The following is a 24,219-nucleotide window of genomic DNA, read 5'->3' on the forward strand; positions in this document are numbered from 1 at the left end:
TGACCGAAGCGATGAATCAAACGGAGTCGGCAAGAGTAGATGACCATGACGCGCGAACCATGCATCAAGTAGACACGCAGCGCAATAACGTAGTCAGCGCCTGAAAGCGCGGGGCAATACACAGCTACCTGCATACGTGCCTAGGTAAATAGGTAGCTAGGTGACTGCCTATCGGGCTAGCTATGTGCATAGCTATCTAGCTACCTACGTACCTACTAGGATAGCTATTTGCATAGCTACTAGCATGCATACCGGCATGGCTATACTCCGACCTACCGCCATACCTACAGTCTCACCTACCGAGCTGCCTATGTGGGCAGGTAGACAGCCTGACAGATGCAACGAGCCTATCTCTCAGGGCGACCTGAGACATGGGCGTGGAGTGCTGTGTTCGGCACTCGCACGCGCCCCGACACAGAGGGCTCTTGCGGAGCGCTGACTCTGTCCACAGGTGGGTCGCTGCACGCTTCTCTGACTCGGATCAGAGGGAGTGAGAAGTGGAGCGCAGCGAAGGACACATTCGCTTGAACCGAACCCAGCGCGGCCTGATCGCCGTAGTGGTGGCGGGAGCCTTGGTCATCGCGGCGATCGGCTTCGCTGGATCGTACTCGGCAGTGCGGGAACTCGCGATCCGCAAGGGCTTTGGAGCCTTTGCCACTGTGTTCCCGATCGGCGTCGACGCTGGCATCGCGGTACTTCTGGCCCTGGATCTGCTGCTGACGTGGCTCCGGATGCCGTTCCCGATGCTGCGCCAAGCTGCGTGGCTCCTCACCGCTGCGACGATCGGCTTCAACGCGGCGGCGGCTTGGCCGGATCCGGTGGGGGTCGGAATGCACAGTGTCATTCCGATCCTCTTCGTGGTGACGGTCGAAGCGGCCCGGCACGCTGTCGGTCGCCTGGCTGCCATCACAGCGGACCGACACATGGAGAGCGTGCGTCTGTGGCGATGGATCCTTTCCCCGCTGCCCACCTTCAAGCTCTGGCGCCGGATGATGCTGTGGGAGATCCGGAAGTATGACGACGTGATTCATGCCGAGCAGCAGCGGCTGATCTACCAGAGCCGGCTACGAGGGCGGTACGGACGGGGGTGGCGTTGGAAGGCGCCTGTTGAGGAGCTACTGCCGCTGCGAATCGCGCGGTTTGGAGTCCCCCTGGAGGAACCCAGTCAGCCGCAATCTCGCGCGTCAGGAGTGTGCGCCGATTCAGCCACCCACGAACTGGAGATGTCCTCGGACAGCTGTCGCCTGACTGTGAAGAACGATGCGAGCGCGATTCGAGCAGGTCACCTTCGGGGCACGGAGCCCGTGGCTGGCGAGCCGATACTCGACGACGTGAAGGTCGAAAGGGCCGTCGGTGATGGCTCGCGAGATGAACAAGAGGACTACTCGCCAGAAGGAGAACCGTCCTCGGGCGAGTCCTCGGTTGGGGCCGTAGGAGCCCGGAGCGTAGCGACGCAAGATCCGGATGCCCAGGAAGAGGTCGGCGGCGATGAGCTGATGCCGGCGAAGCACAGCGCAGATCGCGTGACGAAGGATCTCGGCGGTGAGATGCCAGCTGGCAAAACCGGATCCGAGCCTGTGGAGCCGAGCTCGGGGGAGGGGCCGAGGGCTGGCCGCGGCGAGGGTGCCCCTGAGATGGGTGACTCAGGTGAACACCGCGGTCCGGCGAGTGCTGAGCACGAGGCTGCCATCGAGCGTCTGAAGTCGAATGCCGCGGCGGTCCGGTACGCGATGACGGTGCTCGGCTCCACACATACCCCGACTGTGGTCGATTGGCTCGCGGCCCACGGTCGTGACGTGAACCGGGGGCAGGCTCACCGAATCACGAAAGACGAGGAGGAGAGGCAACTGAGCGGTCGGCCCTTGACCGTGGTCGAGGGGTCCACATAAGACCACACGCCGTTGCTCGTAAGGTCGGGCGCTGCGAGTCAGACTGGACCGGCTGAGGCGGACGACCTGCCGGTCGGTGTGCGGCCGAGGAAGAGGTCGGGGTAGAGATCGGCCCGCAGTAGCGGAGCATGTTCGATCTGTTCGATTCTTCGTCAGGAGCGATCCTAAGCGTCGGTCGCTAGGGTCCGGCATTGGCGGCGTACGTCAGGATCGCCGCATCTCGCGCGAGCGTGGGGGAGTCTCAGGCATCGGAGTGACTACTGCGGCCGCCGATGGTCTCCGTGATCTCGCTGAGGATGCCGAAGATCGCACCCGCTTCGCCTTCGCCCCCGCCCTGGCTGGTCAGGGCTCGGCGTACGTTGCGGCGGGCCTTGAGGTGTCCGGCCCGCGTCTGAAGCGCCGCGGCCACCGTCGCCTCGAGGTCGTTGATGCGCTCGACCTGCTTCTCGGCGTCAGCCAGGTCGTCGGCGGTCACGGGCCCGCGGCTCATCCGCGCGTTCGCAGAGGACACCGCTTCGATTGTGGTGAGGGCGTCGGACCTGCCCTTGATCAGCCTCGGGAGCACCGGACGGCCCTGGGCATCGCGAAGCTCGGCGGGGCAGCTTTTGACCACCTGCAGGACGAGTAGCGTGCACAGGTCGAGCAGGCCGGCCGCACCGTACGGCTTCAAGCGCATCATCAAGGACTCCACGTCAGACCAGTCGCCGGGCGCATTTGCCCCTCGGCTCCGGGCGAAGCTGCCGGCTTCCCGGGCCAGCATCGACCAGTAGGCGGGGGTCCCGGCAGCCGGGCCTGCAGAGGAAGTGGGGTGCATGCTCTGACGGTAGCGGCTCGGGGGCGCGGCACGTGGGTTGGGGTGAGAACTCGCGGGCGCCCGGCTGTGGTTGAGAGGCATTCCGTGTCGGGCCGAGCTCGCCACCTCATCGGCGACGGCTCCTCGCACGAACCCGGTCGAGGCGCGCCCTCCGACCGGGGCTGACCACCGGCGAACGGCAGTGCTTCTCCAAGGAGTTCGCGGACTGGTGCGTCCACGGGGCGGGCGGGCGCGGACTCTGTCCACAGGTTGATCTTTCTACGTTCGCTCCTGATCGTTCTTCCGCGACCGCGGGGGAGCTGGAGGGAGCTGACCGTGGAAGGGGAAGTGGGCCGTGGCGCAGACTAAGTTCGACAAGCAGCTCGAAGACGGCCTGGAGCAAGGGGCCATGGTTTTCGGGCGGTTCGTCAGCGGGGCTCCGCTGGATGGTGAGCCAAGACCACCGGGGAGCCTGCCGCGGTGGGGGATAGCCCTGCTGCGCCTGGTGCTTCTGATCTGGGCCGGCTGGGCTGCGTGGATGTGGTGGTGGGTGAAGGACCACGATCGCGTGATCCGCGTGTCGATCATCGCTGCGGCCATCGCGATCCCGATCGTGGTCGTCGCCGCGATCCGTGGACGCGGCCGGCGCCAGCACATGCGGGCTCTGGTGATCCCGATGTCCATGGCGCTGAAGGACCTGCTCTCGGAGTGGGACGATCACCAGCGGCTGCGCGCTCTCACCATCCCGATCGACCGGTCGTTCGTCGCGGTGCGTCTCCCCGACGGCTGGCACGATCCCGGCGGCTTCAAGGACCAGATGAGGGAGCTGATCCAGGACCGTATGGGCGGGCAGTGGGCGGGGGAGTGGAACCTCAAGAACCACCCGTTCAACGTGGTGTTCACCCCGCAGAAGCCGAAGCCGAAGCTGGAGCCCCCGGAGACGGTCGACTTCTTCAGCGACGAGGTGCAGAAGGCGATCGCCGCGTGCGAGCCGGGCCAGCTTGTCCTCGGCATCGACGAGCGGCAGCGCCCGGTCACCAAGGAGATGACCGGAGAAACCGCGATGTGGGCCCTGTCCGTGGGCTCCGGCGGCGGTAAGTCGTCGTTCCTGCAGATGATCATCACTCAGCTGGTGCGTCAGCGGGCGACGGTTATCGGCATCGACGTGAAGATGGCGTCCATCAATTGCTTCGAGGGCGTCGAGGGCGTACACCTCTACACCGACCCCGGAAATATCGGGGACATGCGGTCCGCGATTTCCTGGGCTGCCCGCGAGGTGGAGGCGCGGAACTATGTGAAGAAGGGCAACCCGCGAAAGAACTTCGACCGTCTCACCCTGATTCTCGAAGAGGGCAATGAATTCGGTGACGCGTCGAAGGAATGGTGGAACGAGAACAAGGAGAAAGGCGAGCCCGCCAGCGACCCCATCTGGGGCGACATCGCGTCGATCATGCGCATGGGCCGGCACGTCAACGTGACGATCATCGGTGTGTTCCAGGACCTTCGGGAGGCCGCGGTCGGCTCCCGGGGTCTGCGCAACATGTTCCGAATGATCCTTATGGGCAACTTCAACGCAAATCAGTGGAAGATGATCGTCAACACGACGCCGGTTCCCGAGAGCGTCGACCGGGCCGGCCGCATGATGATCATCGAGGGCAACCGTCGCGTCTGGATCCAGGTCCCGTACGCGGACCCGGAGGACTTCCGCACCCACAGCATGGAGTTGCGCGCCAAGCTCGGCTACAGCACCGAGGACCTGTACGGCGCTCCGCCGGCGCGCAGTCCTCAGCGGCTGCCGTCCCTGCTGCAGAAATCGACGCCGCTGTTCACGAAGGACGCCGACCCCGACAAGCAGGCCATCTCCGCAGGCCAGGGCGGTGGTGACGGAGGACGGCCGTCGGTGGACATGGTCAAGGACGATCCGCCGGCCTTGGAGGGCGGTGCCGAGCAGGATGGCGCCGGCGAGCCGGGGGAGGAGGTGGAACTCCTGCCGCTGGCGGAGATCTCCCGGCGGCTGGCTGAAGAAGGGATCGAGGTCAGCGCCGAGCTGATGCGGCAGCACAAGCGGCGCCGGAAGGACTTCCCGACCGGTCACGTCGTCGACGGCAAGGAACTGTTCGCCCTGGCCGACCTCGCCGAGTACTACGGGCCCGACGAGGACGAGGAGCCCGAAGAACCCGATGAGGAGCATGACGACCAGGACGAGGCGGCCGAGGACGTCGACGGCGATGACGACGACCAGGCCGAGGAGCAGCAGAGCGGCGACGCCGGCCAGGACTGACCGGCAGACCGGCTAGCACCCCAAGGGGGCCACGGGATTTCCCGTGGCCCCCATTTTTTGTGCCCTCGCGCCCGGGGCCCGGTGGCGCTGCCGAATCGCCGGAACTTATCCACAGGTCAACGATTCTACGTTTCCCGTGTGAGCTTTCCGCGACAAGCGTGAGGACGCATGACAACCCGTCATGCCCTTATGCGCGGAGGTCGGTTATTGGGAATTGGCCGAGGAGTACGGGATGAGTGCGCTGCGGAAGATGCTGAATCTTCCACCGAAAGAGCCCAAGGGCGGTGATGAAGGAAACACCGCCGCCGAGGACGCCTCGGTGGGGACGCCTTTGCCGGAGGCGGGGGAGGGGAGGGCGACGCCGTCGCGGGCGCCGGCCGCGCTGGGCTGGGCGGAAGAGGAGGAGTCCTCGGGACGCTCGGCCGCCCGCAAGGCGGGGCGGGTGGCGATCTGGCTGGTCATCGGACTGGCCGCGTTCACCGGCGTGCGGACGTGGATCTTCCCCACCAAGCCGCCGGCCCCCGTCGAGCAGACGGACCCGCAGGCCGAGGCGAGGAAGAACAACGTGCCCGAGGCCGAGGCGCAGCAGGTCGCCGCCCGGTTCGCGCGCTCGTACATGAACTGGAACGCAGCTGACCCCGACTCCCGGGCGAAGGAGCTCGAGGCCGACCTCGCCAAGGGCGTCGACCCGAAGCTCGGGTGGAACGGCGCAGGCGTCCAGTTGGTCGCGCAGACCATCCCCGGCACCGTCACCCAGGTCGGCGGCAAGCGGGCCCGGGTCCGAGTCGACGTCCGGGTGAGCGTCGTGACCGGCAGCGGCAAGAACCAGCGGACCGCGACGAGTTGGCGCGGCCTGGAGGTTCCGGTCGCTCAGGGGAAGGGCCGGGTCGTGGTCACCGGTCAGCCCGCGATGGTCGGCATGCCGACCGCCGCCGACTATAAGGCGCCGGACGGTCCCGAGGCTGACTCCCAGCTCTCCGGGCTGACCCGCGACACGGTCAAGGACTTCCTCAAGTCCTGGGCGGCGGGCAGCGAGGACCAGGCGGCCGCGCCCGGCGCCGACATCCAGCCGCTCGGCCTCGGGCTGTCCCTGGACACCCTCGACTCGTGGGTCGTGGACGCCGGCAGCGGCGACAAGCGCCTCGGCACGGCGACCGTGCGCTGGAAGCTCGGCGGCGCACAGATCCAGCAGACCTACCAGATCACCCTCACCAAGGTCTCGGCCAGCAGCGCGAGCCGCTGGCAGGTCGAGGCGGTCACCGCCAAGACCGCGTAGCCGCCCCCCGCCCGTCACCGCGGCGGCTGCCGCGGGCCCGCCGCTCGGCCGGCCCGTCAACACCCATCCCCACCAACCCAAGGAGTGGATCCCCCATGGGCGGAGACAACGCGCTCGTTTCCTGGATTCTCGCCGTCGTCGGCTCCCTGTTCGTCGCCGTCCTGGCCGTTCGTGGCTTCGGGCACTGGATGAAGAAGGAGTGGGGCGCGCTGATCACGCACATGGTCGGCGGCGCCGTCGTCGCGGTCATGATCTTCACGCCGAACCAGGCCGTCACGATCCTGAAGTTCATCGGCGCCAAGATCGCCACGGTCTTCACGGGCTGAGGCGGCGGCGATGCGAACCTCCAACACCTACACCCGGCACTGGGACTTGGAGACCCGGCAGCACGAGCTGCTGGGCCTGGACCTGGGCGAAGGCCTGCCGCGGACCACCTTGAAGTACGGCGCCGTGATGTTCCCGCTGTGGTGGGGCGCCTGGCTGCTGCTTTTCGGGTTCCCGCTCAAGCCGCTGATCCCGCTGTTCCTGCTGCCGCCGCTCTTCTTCACCTACTACGGGGCGAAGCGGTCCACCACGTACTGGCGGCGGACCAACCTCCTGCTGTGGGGGGTGCGGCTCAACTTCCTCAATCACGGCGTGAGGCCGGTCATCGGCCGCGGCCGCATCCCCGCCCCGAAGGTCGGCCTGCGGCTGCGTACCCAGCGCCTGGCCGAACGGGCCCCGCAGCTCGCCGAAATGCCGGCGTTCTCCTCCTACTTCACCACCGACGGCGACTCCCCTGACGCCGCCGAGTCCTGCGGCAAGCCCGCCCACCTGCGGCCCCGCCTGCGCATGTACGGCCCCGACGCCGTCGCCAAGGCCCGCACCAAGACCGCCAAGCGGCGCCGCAGCGCCGCCCGTCATGCACCGAAGGGCAGCAGCTGATGAGCTCCCAGACCTCCATCCCGATCCAGGCGCTGCGCAAGGCGGTGCGCCTCACGGACCCGCACACCCTGCCCGCGCTCAACGCCGCCCGCACCCCGCTGCTCGGCCTCGCCGACGGCGACAAGCCGGTCCACCTGCACGCCGGCGCCGAGCACGCCCTGGTCGCCACCGGCGCCGGCGGCGGCACCACCACCCTGCTGCGCTCCCTGACCGCGCAGGCCCTCGCACTCGGCGCGAGCGTCGACCTCATCGACCCGGGCGGGGCGGGACACCACTGGGCCCGCGACCTGCCCGGCGTGCGCTACCTGTCCCGGATCCCGGAGATCCACGACCACCTGCTGCTCAACGTGGCCGCCCTGCAGGACGGCACCGGCGACTGGGACGGCAGCTGGCGCGGACGCCACGTCATGGTCGTCGAGCACCTGGGCACCGTCGCGTACGGGCTGCGCGAGTACTGGTCCCAGACCCGCCCGGAAACCCAGCTGGAGGAGGCCCCCGGCGTCGAGGCCCTCGGCGTGCTCCTCGCCGCCGGCCCCGCCTTCGGCATCCAGGTCTTCGCCGGCAACCCGCGCGTCGGCCTGCCGGGCCTGGGCGCCGTCCCCGTCAAGGACGTCTTCCCCACCCGGATCCTCGCCTACGGCGGCGCCGCGCTGTGGCAGCGCGTCGCCCCCGAGGTGTGGTCCATCCCGCCCTACTCCACCATCCCGGGCCGCATGCACGTCGTCGCCGACCAGAAGGTCACCGCGTTCCAGGCCCTCTACCTCAGCGACTCCGAAGCCCGCGCCCTGGCGCGCGGCGTGATCGAGACGGGTGAGGCGGCATGAGGTTCCTGTCCCGACGCCGCCCCAGCCCACCCCGAGAGCCGAGCGTTTCAAGCGAGCCGGGTACACCTCGCCTGCCGCAACCGCACGTCGACCTGACACACGGCGCCGGGCAGAAGGCCGCCCGGCTGAGCGAGCACCCGCTGATCGGCCTCGACGCCGAAGGCGGCGCCGTCCATCTCACCCCCGCCGACGGGCACGTCCTGGCGGTGGCCCCGCCCGGCATGGGCACCACCGAACTGCTGCGCAGCCTCGGCGCGCAGGCCCTCGCAGCCGGCCAGCACCTGGACATCCTCGACGTCCACCACGTCGGGCACGACTGGGCCCGTGGCCTTGACCGCGTCACGTACGTGGACGACCCCGACCAGCTGCACCGGCACCTGATCGGCCTCGCGCACCAGGCCCGCGGCCGCGCCGCGAAGGGACACCCCGGGCCCAGGCGGCTGCTGTTGGTGGAGAACGACGGAACCACCCAGGTGCTGCTGGACCACCAGGCCGACCCCCGGCCCAACGGCGTCGCCCTGGACGCGCTCACCGCGGTCCTGGCCCACGGCCGCCTGGCCGGCATCCAGGTCGTCCTCGCCTGCCGGGAACTGCCCGGCCCGCTCAACGGACTGGCCCGGGACCTGTTCTCTACCCGCCTGCTGATCGAGCCGAACGACCGGACCTGGCGCATCGCCGGGCTCACCGACCGGACGCGCCCCCCGAGCACCGGCTTCCGCCCCGGCCTGTGGCACCACCTCACCCGGGATGGCGACCACCGCCTCGTGCAAGCCGCCCGGATCGCCCAGGACGCCGCCGCCACCCTCGCCCACCGCGCCCCCGACCAGCCCCCCGCCGTCTGCCGCACGAAGGAGTTCCAGCGATGAGCACCACCACCAAGGCGGCGAAGAAGTCCGCGAGCAAGTTCGGCCGGCTCCTCGGGCTGGGCGCCGAACGCCTCATGAAGGAACCGCAGTTGGTGGCCATCGCCGACGGCCTGGTCGTCACCGACGTCGCCGCCGAGGCGTGGTTCACCCTGTCCTCCTCCAACACCGACCTGATGCCCGAAGACCGTCAGGACATGGAGCAGGACGCGGCCGCACTGGCACTCGCGAAGGTCCTGCCCGGCTACGACTGCCACCTCAAGGTCATCTGGGCGCGCCTGGACGGCGAGGACTACCGCGAGGAAGCACGGCAGATCTTCACCGCCGGCGACGTCGAGGCGGTCGCCGCGATGTGGGCGCAGCGCCTGGACACCCTCGACCTTCCCCAGCGGCACATCCTGCTCGGCATACGCCTCGTCGAGCGGGACTCCGCGGCCAACGCCACCGTCAAGAACGGCGTCGCCGGCGCGCTCGGCATCGGCCACACCGGGCTGGACGAGACCGAACTCGCCCACCTCGACGGGCTCGCGCGGCGGATGGAGCGCCGCCTGGAGACCACCCCCTGGCGCGCCCGGATCGCCCCGGCCGAGCTGATCGCCTGGGCCGTGTCCCGCGAGTCGTTCCGCCCGCAGCCGGCCCCGCCGCACCTGCCCACCATCCAGGGCGCCTCCCTGGTCCGCCTGACCCAGTCCAAGGCCATCCCGCACTCCGATCACGTACGGATGATGGACGCCCGCGGTGAGACCGCCGCGTGGGTGAGCGTGCTGGCGATGCCCGCCTTCCCCGAGGAGTTGATCACTCCCGGCGAGCAGGAGTGGCTGCGTTGCCTCTCCGAGATCAGCTACACCCACCCGGTCACCGGCGACGACGCGCTGGTGTGCCCGGAGGCGAGCGTGCGCTTCTCGGTGTGGCAGAAGGGCGCCGCGATCAAGTCCGTCGACAAGCAGCGCCAGTCCGCCAAGGAGCAGCGGCGCAGCGCGGCCGAAGGGTCGGCCGGCGAGACGTTCGCGGAGACCGAAGAGACCGAAGCGGTGATGGAGGACCTGCGCCGGCAAATGTCCCGCGACGGCATGACGCTCCTGGAGGACCACCCGCGGATCATCGTCTCCAGCACCGAGTCCCTCGAGGACCTGCGTGCCCGCACGGACGCGGTCACCTCCCACTACGCGGGCCTGTCCATCGACGTCACGGTTGCCTCCGAGGAGCAGCGGGAGCTGTGGCTGGAGGCGCAGATCGGCGACATGCTCCGCGTGCTCGACCTCGGGCACATCCGCACCACCGACGCGCTCGCCGCCAGCATGTTCTGGGGCGGGTCGGAGGCCGGGGACGACGAGGGCCCGATCGCCGGGCTGCTCACCGGCACCACCCCGGGCGTGTGCCGCATCGACATCACCGCCGGCTCGGCCAGGGGCGACGCGACGACCACGGCATTCGTCGGCCGGTCCGGCCGCGGCAAGACGACCAGCATGATGCTGGCGACGCTGATCGCCGGCCTCAAGGGCGCGTTCAGCCTGATGCTGGGCTTCAAGGGCGACGAAGGCGGCCTGGTGAAGGCCGGCGAGTACCTGGGCCTGGACTCGCACCACGTGACCTGCGGTGTCGACACCCCGGCCGTGGCCGACGTCTTCCGCCTCCTGCCCAAGGGCGACGCCGCCCTGCAAGTCGTCTCCCAGCTGCTGATCATCCTGCCGGAGCGGATGCGGGACGCCGGTGTCGAGACGCACCTGCTGCGGGCCTGCAACGCGGTCGCCCAGCACGAGGACGCGGCGACCTGGCGGGTGGTCGAGTACCTGCTGGCCAGCAGCGACCCGCTCGCCAGGGAGGCCGGCGAGGCGCTCTCGGAGCTGTCGCAGACCCAGCTTGGCGCGCCCCTGCTCGGCAACCCGCACGACGGCGCCTCTCCGCTGCGCCCGGAACCGGGACTGTGGCTGGTCCAGGTGCCCGGCCTGACGATGCCGCAGGCCGGCACCCGCCCGGGGGAGATGACGATGACCGAGCGGGTCTCCCTCGCCCTGATGCGCGGTCTCATCGCGTACGCGTTGAACACGTCCGCCCGCGCTGACCTGCGCAATCTCCCCAAGGTCGTGGCAATTCCCGAGGTGCACGTGCTCACCGGGACAGACGACGGCAGGCGGTTCATCGACTACATCGCCCGTACCGGACGAGCGCTCGACACCTCCCTCGCGATCGACACCCAGGACCCGAAGTCCCTCCTCGGCATGGACGGCGTACTGGAGGCAATTACGACGGTTTGCGCCTTTGAGCAGAGCACTCGCTCTCAGCAGGACGCGATGGCCGAACTGCTGCGCCTGCCCGTCTCCGACAGCACCCGCGCCCTGATCCACGGAGTCGGCAAGGACGCGCACGGCGACATCCGTCACGGCCACTGCATCGTCAGGGACCGCCGTGACCGGGTGGCGACCATGCAGTGGGACGCCCCCTCCTACGAGCTGCTGCGCGCCCTGTCCACCAACCCCAAGGACCAGGCCGAGGACCGCGAGGCCGCCCTCCAGGACGCCGTGCCGCTGGACAAGACCCCCGGCGCCGAATCCGCGGACTCTGTCCACAACCCGCCGCAGGAAGGGTCGGAAGCCGCATGACCCCCATCCGCAGCGGGCCGGCCGAAGCCGCCTGCGAACCCAGGGAGGCAGCCGCCGTGACCCCACGACAGCGCAACCTGACCGCCACGGTCGCGGCCGGCGCCACCGTCACCCCGGTGGCCGAAGTTCGGGAGCCGATGGCATGAAGGACCTGCTGAAACGATTCCGCTACGCGGCGATCCGGCTCTGGCTCGCCCTGCCGCGGCTGCGCACCCTGATGCTCCCCACCGCGGGGATCCTGGCCACCATCGGCGTCCTCGCCCCGGCCGCGGCCGCCGACGACTCCGACAAGTACAAGCCGGGCGGCATTGGCGACATGATGCCGAGCCCGTTCAAACCCCCGGGCCAGGGCACCCTGTTCGAGTCCTACAGCCCCGAGGTGTACCAGCTCGACAAGCAGTTGAGTGACGACCTGACCGGCGGCGACTTGATCGACGGGTGGCTGCACGGGTTCGGGAACATGCTGATGCAGGTCCTGACCCTGGTCGGCCGGGCCGCTGTGGTGGTGGTCGGGTGGTGCTTCAACGTGGTCAACCTCCCGGAGATTGAGGGCGCCATCTCCAAGGCGATCGGGGCCGCGGCCGGCCCGATGATGACGACGTTCCTGCCGACCGCCGTCGCGGTCGGAGGGTTCGTCGCCTGGGCCAAGAAGTCGGAGTCCTCCCCGCTGGGGCAGATCGCCTGGGTCGCGGCGTCCGCGGCGATCGCCACCACCTTCCTCGTCGCCCCCGCTACCTGGGTCAAAGGTGTCGACAACGGACGGCAGTTGGGCGCCTCGGTCGCCATGTCCACGATCGGGGCCGGCCTGTCTGGCAACGACGACTCGGCGATGCCGTTCAAGACCCCCACCCCGAAGTGGTCGGACAACGAGAAGGACAACACCGTCCGCAAGGCCGGCGACGCGGTGTGGCGAACGTATGTCGCAACACCGTGGTGCATAGCGGACCTTGGGTCCGTCGCCGCCTGCCAGAAGTGGGGCAACGAGGTCGTCAAGCTCGGCACCGACATGGAGGCACGCGAGGACTACCTCTCCGAGACGCTCAACGACGAGACCGTCGGCAGCGAAGCCGTCCAGTGGCGCCAGGGCCACACCCCCGGAGGCCGGATCGGCGTCCTGATCGCCGGCATCATCAGCTGCGTCATCTTCTGCGCCCTCGCCCTGACCTTGGCCTTCACGACGTTGGCCAGCCTCATCGGCGCCTTGATGCTGCTCGTCTGCGGCGTCGCATTCGCCACCCTCTGGTGCATTCCAGGTAAACCCCGCCAATGGGGCGTGCAATGGTTCGAAATGCTCCTCGGGCTGGTGATGGTGTCGTTCACCGCGACCATGCTCCTCGGCTCGGTCATGGTGGTCTGCGTCGCGATGATGTCGCTGCTGCCGACCTACGGCTGGCTCATGGTCAGCGCCCTCAACATCTGCGCGGCCGCCATGGCGTTCAAGGTCAAGGGACGCCTCGACGGGATCGTCAGCGCCGGCGGCGCCCAGATGGCCGGCCGCGGCGTGCTCAGCACCCTGGGCCGGATGGCCTCCGCGCGCCGTCTGCGTAGCGCCGTCAGCGGCCGGCGCCGCGGCGGCTTCGGCGACACGGACCGCCACCCCGCCCCCGAACCCCGCGGCGGCGGCCGCGGAGGAAGCGACGACAGCGGATCGAGCGGGTCGTCCAACACCGGCGACGTCCGCAGCCGCCCCAGCCGCACGATCCCGCCGCCGCCGAGCTACCCGCCCACCGCGCACCGGCCCGGCGGGCCGGGCACCCCGGGACTGCCCGGCGCACCGACCGGACCCCACGGACCCGCCGGCACCGGCCCCGGAGGCACCGGGCCCGGCGCGCCCGGCGGACGGCGCACCCGCCCCGGCACCGGGCCCCGCCCCGGACCGCCCCGCAGGCCCGGCGGCCCCGGTCGCACCGGACCGGGCGGAACCACCGCAGGCGGCCACACTGTGCGGCCCGGAGCACCGCGGCGCACCGGAGTCCCGCCGGCCAACCCGTCCCACCGGCCCACCACCATCCAGGGCACCGTCATCAACCGGCCGGCCAACCCGACCGGCGCCCGGTTCCGCACGTACCCGCCGCCGGCCACACCCCGGCCGCCGCGTACGCCCGGCAGGACCCCAGGCAGCAGCGCCCTGCCGGCCAGCGGAACCCGCCACGGACCGCCCCGGGGCCATCTCGCCATGCCCGCATACCCCTATGCGCCGCCCGTACGGAGCCCGCCGTGACGCACGAGAAGAAGCCCCGAACCTCCGACAACGAGTCCGCCGCATCCCGCGGGAAGTCCGGCCGGGCGCCGGTCCCGCAGAGCGCCGCCGAGTGGCGCGAGCTGCTCCGCGAAGAGGAACTCCCGCCCGAGATCGACGAGTTGCGCGGACGCAAGCGCCGCAAGGCCAAGCGCCGGTGGCACTCGGCCCGCCGCGACGAGCGCACCGAGTGGATCCGCGAGGAGCGCAAGAAGACCCCAACCCCCACCGTCATCCCGGTCATCGCCCTGATCCTGGCCGCGGCCGTGGCCGGCGCCGCCTGGCTGTGGCCCGACCGGCACGGCGCCGACACCGCGAAGCCCAAGGCCACCCCGACCGTCGAAGCCCCCGAGGAGCAGGCCAGCGCCTCGCCCACGCCCACCGCGAGCGCGCCCACGGTCGCGGATGAACCCGAGGCCGTCGCCAACGCGTTCGTCACCGCCTACACCCTGCGCCGCCCGGTCGAGGACGGCAGTCACAAGGCGGCCGTCGAGCGCGCCGCCCCATACGCCTCCACCCCGCTGGTGGAGAACCTGAAAAAGCACGACGACCGCGACTTCAACGAGCTGGTGGCCGCCCAGGCCACCGAGGCCAAGCCCACCAAGGTCGACATCGGCCAGCCCAGCGCGAAGGACCGGCCCGCCCCCGACACCTCGGTCCGCGTGTACCTGCAGGCCGACGTCAGCCTCGACGTCAAGGCCACCGAGTCCTACCGCTACACCCGCCACCTGACCATCGAGGTCGCGCGCGCTGATGCCGCCTCGCGCTGGATGGTCACCCGCGTCCTCGGGCTGAAGGAGTAGCCGTGGACCAGCGGGATCTCATGCGCGGCGCCCTCAAGGCCTCCGGCGTCGTCAAGAAGGGCGCGCAGCTCAAGTTCGGCGCCATCGCCCTGGTCGTCTTCTTCGTCGGGCTGCTCCTGCTCGGCATGTTCTTCCCCGCGGGGCAGGCCAGCGCCGCCGACTGCGAGGACACCGGACCCGGCACCGCGGACGCCTCCGCCGTCTCGGAGACCGACGGCGCCGGCAACCAGGCCACCGGAACCCTGCACGAGCAGCAGGTCGAGTACGCCAAGGTGATCGACAACGCGGCCAAGAAGGCCAAACTGCCCGGCCGGGCCACCCTCATCGGGCTCATGACTGCGATGCAGGAAAGCACGATGCAGAACCTCGGCCACGGCCACCTCGACAGCGTCGGCCTCTTCCAGCAGCGGCCCTCCATGAACTGGGGCACCAAGCAGCAGATCATGACGCCGAGCTACTCCGCCGAGTCGTTCTTCCTCGGCCGCGGCACCAACGACGGCCTCGTCGACATCAAGGGCTGGGCCAAGCTCCCCCTCGGCACGGCCGCCCAGAAGGTCCAGAAGTCGGCCCACCCCGAGCTGTACGCCGGTCACGAGACGGCGATGCGCAAGCTCGCCAAGGACGCCGGCATCAACCTCGAGCGCGGTGGCTCCCCCACCGGCTCCGCCGACTCTGCGGCCGCCGGCGACGACAGCGAGCCGGTCACCAGTGAGAACAACGGCTGCGGCGTGGCCAAGCCGGGAGCCGGCGGCACGGGCGGCAGCGCCGGCGGCAAGTTCACCGACGGCAAGCAGACCTGGAAGCTCAACAACCCGCGTTCCGTGGACGAGGCCATCGCCTGGGCCAAGAAGAACTCCGGATCGGGCTCCTCCAAGGAGTGGTACCAGCGCTGCCTGGCCTTCACCGCGATCGTCTACGGCTGGAACTTCAGCGGCGTCAACTACGCGATCGACCACTACAGCGTCGTGCCGAAGTCCATGCAGCACGACGGCGACCGGCATCCGCCCGCCGGCGCCCTGATGTATTGGGACACAGGCCACAGAGCCGGGCATATTGCCGTCTACCTCGGCGACGGCAAGGTCGCCAGCAACGACATCATGCGACCGGGCTACATCGACGTCGTCGACGCCGAGCTCTTCGAGACCAAGTGGGGCGCGAAGTACATCGGTTGGACCCCGCCGGTCTTCCCCAAGGCCGGATAAGCGCCGGCCCGATGAGAACCGCTCGTACGCAGCCGCACTTCCCGCGCCGCAGTGTCCGCCCCGTCAAAGTAGCGCCCCCGCGTTGGCGGCGGGCCACCTGCTCGAACCTGCGGAAACGTGCACGATCGCGCCCGGAACGGCGCAGGGCCCGAGCACGGCAGTTCCCCGGTTGTCGGGCACCACCGGCCCATGAGGGCTCCTCCGCGTCAGCTGGCCCGTCTCCCGGGCGGGCCAGCTCCCTCCTCCCGCGCCGCAAGCGCGCTCCCTTCCTGCGTACGACACCAAGGACCGCCCGCCCATGACCATCAGCCCCCTCCTGCACCCCCCGCGCAGACCCCCTGTGCAGCCGGCTGCCCGCTACCGCGACGTCCTGGCCACCCCGTACGTCACCCGCCTCCTCGCCGGCGCGGTCATCGGCCACCTCCCTGTCGCCATGGCCCCGCTGGCGATCCTGCTCGCCGTGCGCGCCGACGGCGGCACGCTGAGCCTGGCCGGAATCCTCGCCGCCGTATACGGCCTGGCCGCCGCGATCGGACAGCCGCTGTGGGGCCGCCTGCTGGACCGACACGGCCACCGTCTCGCCATCGGCCTCACCTCCCTCGCCTCCACCGCCGCCTTCCTGACCCTCGCCCTCCTCCACCCGGCCGACCACCCCACCCCCGCCGCGGTCATCGCCGCGGCCGCGGGACTGTGCACCCCGCCCCTGGAGGCCGCGCTCCGCGTCCTGTGGCCGCACGTCGTCGACGATCCGCAGCATCGCCGGGCCGCGCTCGCCCTCGACGCCTGCGCCCAGGAGATCGTCTTCATCGGCGGCCCGCTCCTCGTCCTCGGCCTCGACGCAGTGACCGGCACCGTCCTCGTGCTCACCGGCACCGCCGTCATCGGACTGGCCGGCGCCGGGCTGTTCCTCTCCGCGCCGCCCACCCGCACCTGGCAGCCGCTTCCCACCCGCACACACTGGCTCGGCCCGATCCGCGTCCCCGGCCTGCGCGCCCTGGCCGGCGCCCTGTTCGGCGCGGGCATCACCCTGGGGGCCCTGAACGTGGTGGCGCTCGCGGCGGGGGAGCGCCACCACGCCGACTACCTGTCCACGCTGATCCCCGCCGCACTCGCCGTCGGCAGTCTGACCGGCGGGCTGCTCTACGGCCGCCGCACCTGGCCCGGCTCCCCCGCCCGTCAACTCCTGTGCATCGGCGGCGGGTTCCTGATCGGCTCGCTGCCCATGCTCGCCGATCCCGCCCCCGCCTTGGCCATCGCCGCCGCCGTCCTGCCCGGCCTCTTCCTCGCGCCGCTCCTTGTCACCGGCTTCCACGCGCTCGACGTCCTCGTCGCGAAGCACACGCTGGCCGAAGCCTCGGCCTGGCTGATCGCCTGCCTGGGCCTGGGCCAGGCAGCCGGCACCGCTCTCGCCGGCCTCGTGCCCTCCACCCTCCCGGCCGCACCTGCCGAAGTCGCGGCCGGCGGCGCCGCGCTCGGCCTGCTCCTGCTCCTGGCCACCCGCCGCCACCTCGCCCTCACCCCGGCGGGTGCGGAGAGCAAATCAGCCGAGCCGCTGGCCGGATCGAAATGAACTCGCGCAATCGCCTCCGCACCGGGCAGACCCGCGGCTACCGTGAGTGCAGAGCCCGGCGCGCATCCCCCGTGTGTGCGTCGGGCCTCACGCTGTCCGGCGTCCTCTCGCTCACGAAGAGCGGCGCCTGGCCGCCCACTCGGGATCGAACTGCGGCGCGTCCACCCGCGGCTCCTGCTGCCACGAGCGGGCGTTGCTCACGCTCCGGCGCGGGTGGACGACGTACATCACGAGCACCGCGACCGCGAGCACCGGCTGAGCCGGCCACCACGCCGCGGTGCCCACCTCCTGGCGCTGCGCCCACCGCACCACCCGCCGGGCCGGACGCCAGCACCTGATCAGGTACCCGGCCACGGTGCCGACGACGAGCGCGATCACGAGGGTCATCGCCCCATGGTGACAGGCCCAGGCCGGCGCGAACCGACGAGCGGCCCGAGCCCGGTCCTCGGCCCGCAGATGCCGCGGCAACTCCCCCCATTCCGGGCGCCGCGTTCTGTGTCCACAGGCCTCTTCCGCGTGGCTGGCTCAAGCCCGGAAATCTCCGGACTCTGTCCACAGGCCGTCACTTCCATGATCGCTTCACCAGCAGGTACTTCGCCTCGGCGCAGCGTGCGCTGACCGGTCGAGCCTGCCGTGCAGCAGTGGAGGCTGATCTCACCCATGCGAAAGACCCGACCAGGCGTGCTGCGCCGCGTCGCGGCGACCACCGTCGTCGTGGCCGCCTCGGCGGCGCTGGCCGCCCCGGCGGCGATCGCCGCCACCGGCTCCCCGGAGCCGAAGGCATCCGTCTCGGCGGATGAGGGATTGCTCGATCTGAAGCTCGAGGTCTCGGCGAACGCCGACACTCCGAGCCCGGGGCCGACCGGCGAGCCGGGGACCGACCCGACCGACCCGCCCACGACCGATCCGACGGACCCGCCGACCACCGACCCGACCGAGCCGGGGACCGATCCCACGGACCCGCCCACGACGGACCCGACCGATCCTCCGACGACCGATCCGACGGACCCTCCGACGACGGACCCGACGGACCCGCCCACGACCGATCCGACGGACCCTCCGACGACGGACCCGACGGACCCGCCCACGACCGATCCGACCGATCCTCCGACGACGGACCCGACGGACCCGCCCACGACCGATCCGACGGACCCGCCGACAACGGACCCGGGCACCGACCCGACCACCGAGCCGTCGCCGGACCCGACCACGGGCAGTGAGGGCTCCGACAAGGGCGACGCGGGCAAGGGCGGCTCCGACAACGCCAGCACGCCCAAGGGCGGAACCACCGAGCAGATCAGCGCCAGCGACAACCTCAAGCCCGCCGGGAGCCTCGCGCACACCGGCGCGGACGGGAACACGGCGCTGGCCCTGACCGCCGGCGGCCTCCTCGCCGCCGGCCTGGCAGCCGTGGGCGCTGTCGGCTACGGCAAGCGCCGCACCGGCCGCCAGGGCGCCGACCAGGGCTGACATCCCCGCCGGGGCGCTGCACGGCGCCCCGGCTCCGGTGGCCCGCACCAGCGGGCCACCGGGCCCATCCACCTCATGAAAGGGGCTTGAAGGCCATGCCAGCACTCAAGCGCTTCGCCACCGTCGCCCTGTCCGTCTCCCTGCTGGCCGGCGGCGCCGCCGCGCTCGCGCCGACCGCGTCCGCTGCCAGCGGCTGCTCCACCTACGACCAGAGCGCGGAAGTCGACGGCAACGGCATCAACTTCCGCACCGGCCCGTCGACCTCGTACAAGTCGAAGGGGCTGGTCTACGACAAGGACCAGCTGGCCCTCTACTGCAAGAGCGGCTCCTGGTACAAGGCCAAGCTCAAGAAGCGGTCCAAGGGTGGACTGCCGGCCGGCACATACGGCTGGATCCGCCAGGACATGATCAAGTTCCACCTCGCCGGGTAGCGCGGCATTTCGTCCCGGCCGCCCCGCGGGACAGCCGCGCGGCGCGCACCGTGCCCCACCGGGTCGCGGCCGGGACCCCCGCAGCCTGCGGACATCCGCATCCCCCCACTTCGCCCAAGGGAGTTCTCGTGCGTCCTGTCATTCGCCGCGCCGCGACCGCGGCCGCCGCAACCAGCGTTCTGATGGGCGGACTTGCCCTCACTGCCTCACCGGCTTCGGCCGCCGTCGGCAGCGGCGCCTGCACCCGCAACGACGCAAACCACACGATCTACGCGCCCAACCTCACCTGGCCGGCCGTCCACAGCGGGCCCGGGGCCGGATACAAGGTGACCGCCCACGTGGACAGCGCCCAAGGGTTCTACGTGAAGTGCTCGGCCAAGTCGAAGGCCGGCAACCGGTGGTACTACGGCCACGTCGAGGCCGGCTCCGACAGCGGCCGGTACGGCTGGGTCTGGGCCGGCAACTTCTAGCCGCCCCCGGCCCCCACCCCCTCCGCGACAACACCACCCCTCCAGGTACAGCCAACCCTTCGGGGCAGAACTGCACCCACCTGCGGGCTATTTGCCGGTTTTCCGGAGGACCTGACGGGTGGGCCCGGACATACACCCCGGGCCCACCCGGTCCCCACGGCCGCGCGACACCCCCTCCGCGCTCGCCCTCGCTCGCCCCGTGAAAGGCGCCTCGCCATGACCACTGTGACCCCCGCCGCGGCCGGCCTGACCGCACTCCTCGCCAACCGCCGCCGCCCGGCCCTCGGCGCGTTCCTGCCCGCCGGCTTCCCCAACTGGACCGCCGGGATCGAGACGCTCCGCGCCTTCACCCGCCATGGCGCCGACTTCCTCGAGGTCGGTGTCCCGCACCGCACCCCGACCCTCGACGGACCGGACATCTGCGCCGCCCATGCCCAGGCCCTGAGCCAGGGCGCGCGCATGGCGCACGTCTTCTCCACCATCCGCCTGGCCGCCTCCAGCACCGGCGTCCCGGTGGTCGCCATGAGCTACTGGGCGTCCGTCCTCGACTTCGACGGACCCGCCCGCTTCGCCCAGGACCTCGCCCAGGCCGGCGCCGCCGGCGCGATGATCCCCGACCTGCCCGTGTCAGCGGCCGCCGAATGGATCGACGCCGCCCGAGCGGCCGGCATCCACACCCCGCAGTTCGCCCCGCGCGACGCCGACGACGACCACCTGGCCGCCATCGCCGAGGCCGCCTCCGGCTGGATCTACGCCCCGGCCGCCTCTGCCCCCACCGGCTACCAGGGTGAACTGGACCTGCCCGCGCTGAGCGACTTCACCGCACGGCTGCGCACCCACTCCCACCTGCCCGTCGTCGGAGGCATCGGCATCTCGACGCCTCAACTCGCGAGCCAGGTCGCCCCGTTCCTCGACGGAGTCGTGATCGGCTCCCCGCTGATCCGGCCCCTGCTGCAGGAACACGCACCGGCCGGCCTCGACGGCGCCGTGGAACAGGTCAGGGCCTTCGCGCACGCCCTGCACACCCCTGCCTCGTCCCACCCGCTCACTGCGTGATCATCAAGGGGCGCCGCGGCCGCGGCGACCACCCGGACCCGGAAGAGGTACCTCCGAGTTGAACCCCACCACCCGCCGCACGGCACTGGCCGGCCTCGCCCTCGCCGCCACACTGACCGGCTGCTCCGCCGCCACCGACCACCCCGACAATGCGAAGGCCGCCGTCCAGAGCCCGGCGGCGGCCGGCACCGCCCAGCACGCCCTCGCCCAGCTCGCAGTCAAGGGCCCCGCCCCGATGACCGGATACGACCGTGAGGCCAAGTTCGGGTCGGCCTGGTCGGACACCACCACCGCACCCGGATCGGGCAATTCATGCGATACCCGAAATGATGTTCTGCGTCGCGACCTGCAGAACATCACGTACAAGGGGACCTCCCGCTGCGTGGTCGCCACCGGCACCCTCGCCGACCCCTACACCGGCAAGAACATCCACTTCGTCCGCGGCCCGCAGAGCGCGCAGGTCCAGATCGACCACGCCGTCGCCCTCGGCGCGACCTGGCGGGTCGGGGCCGCCCAACTCACCCAGGAACAAAGGCGCGCCCTGGGCAACGACCCCCTCAATCTGGTTGCCGCCTCGGGCCCGGCGAACTCCGCGAAGTCCGACGCGGACGCGGCCACCTGGCTCCCCCCGAACAAGACCTTCCGCTGCTCGTACGTCGCACGGCAGATCGCGGTCAAGGCCAAGTACCGCCTGTGGGTCACCAAGCCGGAGAAGGCAGCCATGGCCCGCGTCCTGAACGGCTGCCCCGACCAGCCGCTGCCCACCGACACCAGCACGGGCGTCGCCCTGCCGGGCCAGAAGTAGAACGAGGAGACGTTCGTGCACACCCAACGCCGCATCCCGCCGGGCCGCACCGCCGGCGCCGGACGCCGACCCCGTCCCGCCCCGCTGTCCCCGCACCCGGAATGGCGGGCCCAGCACCTGTTCGTGGAACCCCGCTACAGCGGCAGCCCGGCCAGTGACGACGTGGACGACGACGTCGCCGTGCCGGCCCCCGCCGAGCCGCCCGGCTTCCAGCCGCGCCGCCGCCCCTACCTCCCCTGACCCTCCTCGATGTCGCCGACGCGGAGCCGCGCCCGTGAGGCCGGCTCCCCGGCACCCCCCTCGACGTCTGGAGCCCCCGCCGCGCATCACTGACCCGGAGGTCGCATGTCCATCGACATCCCGCAGAGACCCACCTCCTCGGCGTACTGGTCCCCGCCCGCCGTCCCCCCGGTCCTGGCCGCCATGACCGACAGCCGCCAGCCGCCGCAGTCCGCCGGCCGCGGCTTCCGCGTCCTTCGCGCGCTGCTGCGCCTGGGCGCCGACCAGGAACACCAACTCGCCGACATCGCCCGCGCCGCGGGCCTGCAGCCCTCGCACGCCTCCAAGCTCCTCAAGGCCGCCGCCCTGGAGCACCTCGTCGAGTCCGGCACCCGCCGCGGCACCTACCGGCTCGCCCGCGACGCCGCACCGCTCACCCCCGATCCCACCGGCACGGCCGCCACGACGGAGCCGGTCCGCCGCATCGTCGAAGACCTGCAGCACGAAACCGGGCTCGCCACGGCCTGGCACGAGCCGCGCTTCCGGCTCGGCCTCGGACTGCACCTCACCCTCATCGACCTGGCCTGCCCGCTCCCCGGGCTGCGCACCGCGGCCGCGCAGCAGCACGACGACCTGCGTGCCACCGCCGCCGGCCGGGCCGCGCTCGCCTACGTACCCGCCGAGCTCGCCGTCAGCGCCGACGGCCGGCCCCTCGGCCTGCCAGCCGCCACCGGGGACACCATCCGCTCCACCCGGATCGCGCTGCGCCGATGTCCCGGCCTGTGCACCCTGGCCACCCCGGTCCTGTCCGGGCCGCACCTGGTCGCCGTCCTCAGCGTCACCGGAGCAGACCCGCTGTTCCAAGAGCCGCTGCGAGCGCAGGAGTACGCGGTCCTCCTGCGCCGGGCTGCCGGCCGGGCCGTCGGAGCCCGCCGGGATACGGCCCCCGCGCCCAGCCGCCGCATCGCCTGACCGCCCTGTCGCCGCCCCTGCTCGAAGGACACCACGACCATGGCTTCACACCGACTCCTCGCAAACGGCGCCAGCACCGACCACCCCGTCCCCGGCCTGCCGTTCGTCGACGACACCCACCTGACCGCCGACCCGCCCCCGGGCGCTGGTACGTCCCGGCCGACGCCGGACCCGCAGCGCGCCGGCTTCGCGTGGATCGTCCACGCCCACCCGCAGATGGGCCGCACCGTCCTGCTGTACGGCACCGGCCCCGACGGCACCGGCCCGTGGGACTGGCAGCCCGGCCAGCCGCTGGTCTCCCGGGCCGGCGGCTACTGGTGGGACGGCACTCGCTGGCTCCGGCCGCCCCAGCTGTGGGACGAAGACGCCGGCGCCTTCGAGGAACAGCCCGTGCCCGGCGCGGCCACCATCACCGCCCCCGACCTCCTCGACGACCCGCACGCCGACCCCGTCCGCGGACACCTGCACCAGGCCTCCACGCTCACCGGAATGAGCGAGGCCGTGGACGCCGCGCAGTGGCTGCACGACCTGGCCCTCTGGGCCGCCCGCCGCACCACGGCCGCCGACCGGCTGCCGCTTCAGTCCTGCGTGGTCACCCTCACCGCTCCCGAACTCGCCGGTGACCGACTGATCGGCACCCCAACCCTCGCCGCGGCCGCCTCCATCAGCGCCTCGGCGCTGCGCGCCTACATCAGCCGCGGCCAGGGCGCCGTTCCCGAACCGCAGGCCATGGTCGGCAACCGGCCCATGTGGTCACGGCCCGTCGCCGAGAACTGGGCCGCCCACCGCCGCCGCCCCGCCGCCTCCCGCTGGCCAACCCGCCGCGACCGCCCGGCTCTGCCGGCCCACGCCGAGCAGCTCCGCCGGCGCCTCGACCCGGTCCTGTTCTCCGCCCTGTGGGACGACCCCGAGCGGCGCGCCCGATGGGCCCTGCGTCATCGCACTGCGGACTCCGTCCGGGAGGTCGCCGCGGACCTCGCGCACCTCGCGGCCGACCGCCTGCACGACACCCTCCCCGCTCAGGCACTCGCCGAGGTGATCACACGGGCCGCGCTCGCCGACTTCGCGGCGGGCTCCGGCCGTTCACCTGCCGTGCAGCAGCTCCTCGGCTGGCTCGCCCATCACCAGCCCCACACGGCCGAGGAGACCGTCGCCGCCATCACCGACCAGGCGGCGCTGCAGTTCGGCATCCCGCGACCCGACCTTCTCCAACTGCTGCGTCCCGCCACCTCCTCCGCACCGCTGGAGCCGGCAGACCCCCACGGCTGCGCGGCGTGACCGTCGGCCTCACCCGGTAAACGGTGCACCCCGGACATGCTTCATCTTTCAAGCATGTCCGGGGTGCACCGGAACGGCCACTGCCCTGCTGACCTGCCCATACCTTCACCACATCCCCATCCCGGGGGCCGGCACTAGTGAAGAGGAGAGGCTCATGCGCCCTTGCCGCAAGAGTTCCGTCCGATCCGTCCGATCCGTCCGCTCCGTGCGCCCGTAAGGCACACGAGCATCACACCGAAGGCGGCCGCACCTCT

At 71.3% G+C, this 24,219-nt stretch carries 22 protein-coding genes and 1 pseudogene; 21 read left to right on the top strand and 2 right to left on the bottom strand.

Annotated features, from left to right (window positions below; translation table 11 throughout):
* Positions 1–497 precede the first annotated feature (497 nt).
* On the top strand, positions 498–1,889 hold the full coding sequence (locus J8M51_RS43020) for a DUF2637 domain-containing protein (RefSeq protein ID WP_237276784.1): 1,392 nt from the start codon (positions 498–500) through the stop codon (positions 1,887–1,889).
* A gap of 241 nt (positions 1,890–2,130) precedes the next feature.
* Here the strand turns inward: J8M51_RS43020 and J8M51_RS43025 are convergent, their stop codons facing one another.
* Positions 2,131–2,703, bottom strand: coding sequence for a hypothetical protein (locus J8M51_RS43025; RefSeq protein ID WP_129260274.1), 573 nt, complete (start codon positions 2,701–2,703; stop codon positions 2,131–2,133).
* A gap of 334 nt (positions 2,704–3,037) precedes the next feature.
* Between J8M51_RS43025 and J8M51_RS43030 the strand changes: the two genes are divergently transcribed.
* The 12 genes and pseudogenes from J8M51_RS43030 to J8M51_RS43085 form a co-directional block, all read left to right on the top strand.
* Positions 3,038–4,963: a hypothetical protein gene (locus J8M51_RS43030; protein WP_179202190.1), complete on the top strand. Its 1,926-nt coding sequence runs from the start codon at positions 3,038–3,040 to the stop codon at positions 4,961–4,963.
* A 232-nt stretch (positions 4,964–5,195) separates the two neighbouring features.
* Positions 5,196–6,239 (top strand): conjugal transfer protein, encoded by a 1,044-nt coding sequence (locus J8M51_RS43035; protein ID WP_086798307.1) that lies wholly within the window; start codon positions 5,196–5,198, stop codon positions 6,237–6,239.
* Between the two features lie 95 nt (positions 6,240–6,334).
* On the top strand, positions 6,335–6,565 hold the full coding sequence (locus J8M51_RS43040) for a hypothetical protein (protein ID WP_060880856.1): 231 nt from the start codon (positions 6,335–6,337) through the stop codon (positions 6,563–6,565).
* Between the two features lie 10 nt (positions 6,566–6,575).
* The gene (locus tag J8M51_RS43045; protein ID WP_060880857.1) at positions 6,576–7,163 is read left to right on the top strand and encodes a hypothetical protein; all 588 of its coding nucleotides are present in this window, start codon (positions 6,576–6,578) and stop codon (positions 7,161–7,163) included.
* Complete coding sequence (locus J8M51_RS43050; protein WP_086760511.1) at positions 7,163–7,987, top strand: hypothetical protein; 825 nt, start codon at positions 7,163–7,165, stop codon at positions 7,985–7,987. The genes J8M51_RS43045 and J8M51_RS43050 overlap by 1 nt, the downstream gene beginning before the upstream one ends.
* Positions 7,984–8,853, top strand: coding sequence for a hypothetical protein (locus J8M51_RS43055; protein WP_267300046.1), 870 nt, complete (start codon positions 7,984–7,986; stop codon positions 8,851–8,853). Before J8M51_RS43050 ends, J8M51_RS43055 begins: the two co-directional genes overlap by 4 nt.
* Positions 8,850–11,450, top strand: coding sequence for an ATP-binding protein (locus J8M51_RS43060; protein WP_086760570.1), 2,601 nt, complete (start codon positions 8,850–8,852; stop codon positions 11,448–11,450). Before J8M51_RS43055 ends, J8M51_RS43060 begins: the two co-directional genes overlap by 4 nt.
* Positions 11,447–11,596 carry a hypothetical protein gene (locus J8M51_RS43065; RefSeq protein WP_267300047.1) on the top strand — a complete coding sequence of 50 codons (150 nt, stop codon included), beginning with the start codon at positions 11,447–11,449 and terminating at the stop codon, positions 11,594–11,596. The genes J8M51_RS43060 and J8M51_RS43065 overlap by 4 nt, the downstream gene beginning before the upstream one ends.
* Complete coding sequence (locus tag J8M51_RS43070) at positions 11,593–13,671, top strand: hypothetical protein (protein WP_267300048.1); 2,079 nt, start codon at positions 11,593–11,595, stop codon at positions 13,669–13,671. Before J8M51_RS43065 ends, J8M51_RS43070 begins: the two co-directional genes overlap by 4 nt.
* Complete coding sequence (locus J8M51_RS43075) at positions 13,668–14,492, top strand: hypothetical protein (RefSeq protein WP_179203202.1); 825 nt, start codon at positions 13,668–13,670, stop codon at positions 14,490–14,492. The genes J8M51_RS43070 and J8M51_RS43075 overlap by 4 nt, the downstream gene beginning before the upstream one ends.
* Positions 14,493–14,494: 2 nt before the next feature.
* On the top strand, positions 14,495–15,694 hold the full coding sequence (locus tag J8M51_RS43080; protein ID WP_086757891.1) for a peptidase M23: 1,200 nt from the start codon (positions 14,495–14,497) through the stop codon (positions 15,692–15,694).
* Between the two features lie 292 nt (positions 15,695–15,986).
* A pseudogene (locus J8M51_RS43085) lies at positions 15,987–17,264 on the top strand (MFS transporter); the annotation flags it as partial.
* A 111-nt stretch (positions 17,265–17,375) separates the two neighbouring features.
* On the opposite strand, the gene J8M51_RS43090 reads toward J8M51_RS43085, so the two are convergent.
* Positions 17,376–17,651, bottom strand: a complete 276-nt coding sequence (locus J8M51_RS43090) for a hypothetical protein (RefSeq protein WP_060880521.1) — start codon at positions 17,649–17,651, stop codon at positions 17,376–17,378.
* A gap of 273 nt (positions 17,652–17,924) precedes the next feature.
* Here J8M51_RS43090 and J8M51_RS43095 point away from each other — a divergent pair, with 273 nt between their 5' ends.
* The 8 genes from J8M51_RS43095 (at position 17,925) to J8M51_RS43130 (ending at position 23,965) form a co-directional block, all read left to right on the top strand.
* Positions 17,925–18,734, top strand: coding sequence for a hypothetical protein (locus J8M51_RS43095; protein ID WP_086804574.1), 810 nt, complete (start codon positions 17,925–17,927; stop codon positions 18,732–18,734).
* Between the two features lie 95 nt (positions 18,735–18,829).
* On the top strand, positions 18,830–19,165 hold the full coding sequence (locus tag J8M51_RS43100; RefSeq protein ID WP_060880680.1) for an SH3 domain-containing protein: 336 nt from the start codon (positions 18,830–18,832) through the stop codon (positions 19,163–19,165).
* Positions 19,166–19,293: 128 nt separating this feature from the next.
* Complete coding sequence (locus tag J8M51_RS43105) at positions 19,294–19,635, top strand: hypothetical protein (protein WP_060880679.1); 342 nt, start codon at positions 19,294–19,296, stop codon at positions 19,633–19,635.
* Positions 19,636–19,851: 216 nt separating this feature from the next.
* The gene (gene trpA, locus J8M51_RS43110) at positions 19,852–20,691 is read left to right on the top strand and encodes a tryptophan synthase subunit alpha (protein ID WP_086762263.1); all 840 of its coding nucleotides are present in this window, start codon (positions 19,852–19,854) and stop codon (positions 20,689–20,691) included.
* Positions 20,692–20,749: 58 nt separating this feature from the next.
* Positions 20,750–21,496, top strand: coding sequence for an HNH endonuclease family protein (locus J8M51_RS43115; RefSeq protein ID WP_267300049.1), 747 nt, complete (start codon positions 20,750–20,752; stop codon positions 21,494–21,496).
* 15 nt (positions 21,497–21,511) lie between these two features.
* On the top strand, positions 21,512–21,736 hold the full coding sequence (locus J8M51_RS43120) for a hypothetical protein (protein ID WP_086805238.1): 225 nt from the start codon (positions 21,512–21,514) through the stop codon (positions 21,734–21,736).
* A gap of 105 nt (positions 21,737–21,841) precedes the next feature.
* Entirely contained in the window at positions 21,842–22,687 is an 846-nt protein-coding gene (locus J8M51_RS43125) for an IclR family transcriptional regulator (RefSeq protein WP_060880675.1), read from the top strand.
* 39 nt (positions 22,688–22,726) lie between these two features.
* A complete protein-coding gene (locus J8M51_RS43130) occupies positions 22,727–23,965 on the top strand; it encodes a hypothetical protein (protein ID WP_267300050.1) in 1,239 nt (412 codons plus the stop codon).
* The last annotated feature ends 254 nt before the right edge of the window (positions 23,966–24,219 follow it).

It is taken from the genome of Streptomyces griseiscabiei (genome assembly GCF_020010925.1).
Classification (GTDB): Bacteria; Actinomycetota; Actinomycetes; order Streptomycetales; family Streptomycetaceae; genus Streptomyces; species Streptomyces griseiscabiei.

Excerpts from the sequence above, each read along its gene's own strand:
- J8M51_RS43065 (WP_267300047.1), top strand. The coding sequence starts at position 11,447 with ATGACCCCCATCCGCAGCGGGCCGGCCGAAGCCGCCTGCGAACCCAGG.
- J8M51_RS43050 (WP_086760511.1), top strand. The coding sequence starts at position 7,163 with ATGAGCTCCCAGACCTCCATCCCGATCCAGGCGCTGCGCAAGGCGGTG.
- J8M51_RS43125 (WP_060880675.1), top strand. The coding sequence starts at position 21,842 with ATGTCCATCGACATCCCGCAGAGACCCACCTCCTCGGCGTACTGGTCC.
- J8M51_RS43070 (WP_267300048.1), top strand. The coding sequence starts at position 11,593 with ATGAAGGACCTGCTGAAACGATTCCGCTACGCGGCGATCCGGCTCTGG.
- J8M51_RS43095 (WP_086804574.1), top strand. The coding sequence starts at position 17,925 with ATGCGAAAGACCCGACCAGGCGTGCTGCGCCGCGTCGCGGCGACCACC.
- J8M51_RS43035 (WP_086798307.1), top strand. The coding sequence starts at position 5,196 with ATGAGTGCGCTGCGGAAGATGCTGAATCTTCCACCGAAAGAGCCCAAG.
- J8M51_RS43025 (WP_129260274.1), bottom strand. The coding sequence starts at position 2,703 with ATGCACCCCACTTCCTCTGCAGGCCCGGCTGCCGGGACCCCCGCCTAC.
- J8M51_RS43045 (WP_060880857.1), top strand. The coding sequence starts at position 6,576 with ATGCGAACCTCCAACACCTACACCCGGCACTGGGACTTGGAGACCCGG.
- J8M51_RS43040 (WP_060880856.1), top strand. The coding sequence starts at position 6,335 with ATGGGCGGAGACAACGCGCTCGTTTCCTGGATTCTCGCCGTCGTCGGC.
- J8M51_RS43090 (WP_060880521.1), bottom strand. The coding sequence starts at position 17,651 with ATGACCCTCGTGATCGCGCTCGTCGTCGGCACCGTGGCCGGGTACCTG.
- J8M51_RS43100 (WP_060880680.1), top strand. The coding sequence starts at position 18,830 with ATGCCAGCACTCAAGCGCTTCGCCACCGTCGCCCTGTCCGTCTCCCTG.
- trpA (WP_086762263.1), top strand. The coding sequence starts at position 19,852 with ATGACCACTGTGACCCCCGCCGCGGCCGGCCTGACCGCACTCCTCGCC.
- J8M51_RS43130 (WP_267300050.1), top strand. The coding sequence starts at position 22,727 with ATGGCTTCACACCGACTCCTCGCAAACGGCGCCAGCACCGACCACCCC.
- J8M51_RS43055 (WP_267300046.1), top strand. The coding sequence starts at position 7,984 with ATGAGGTTCCTGTCCCGACGCCGCCCCAGCCCACCCCGAGAGCCGAGC.
- J8M51_RS43060 (WP_086760570.1), top strand. The coding sequence starts at position 8,850 with ATGAGCACCACCACCAAGGCGGCGAAGAAGTCCGCGAGCAAGTTCGGC.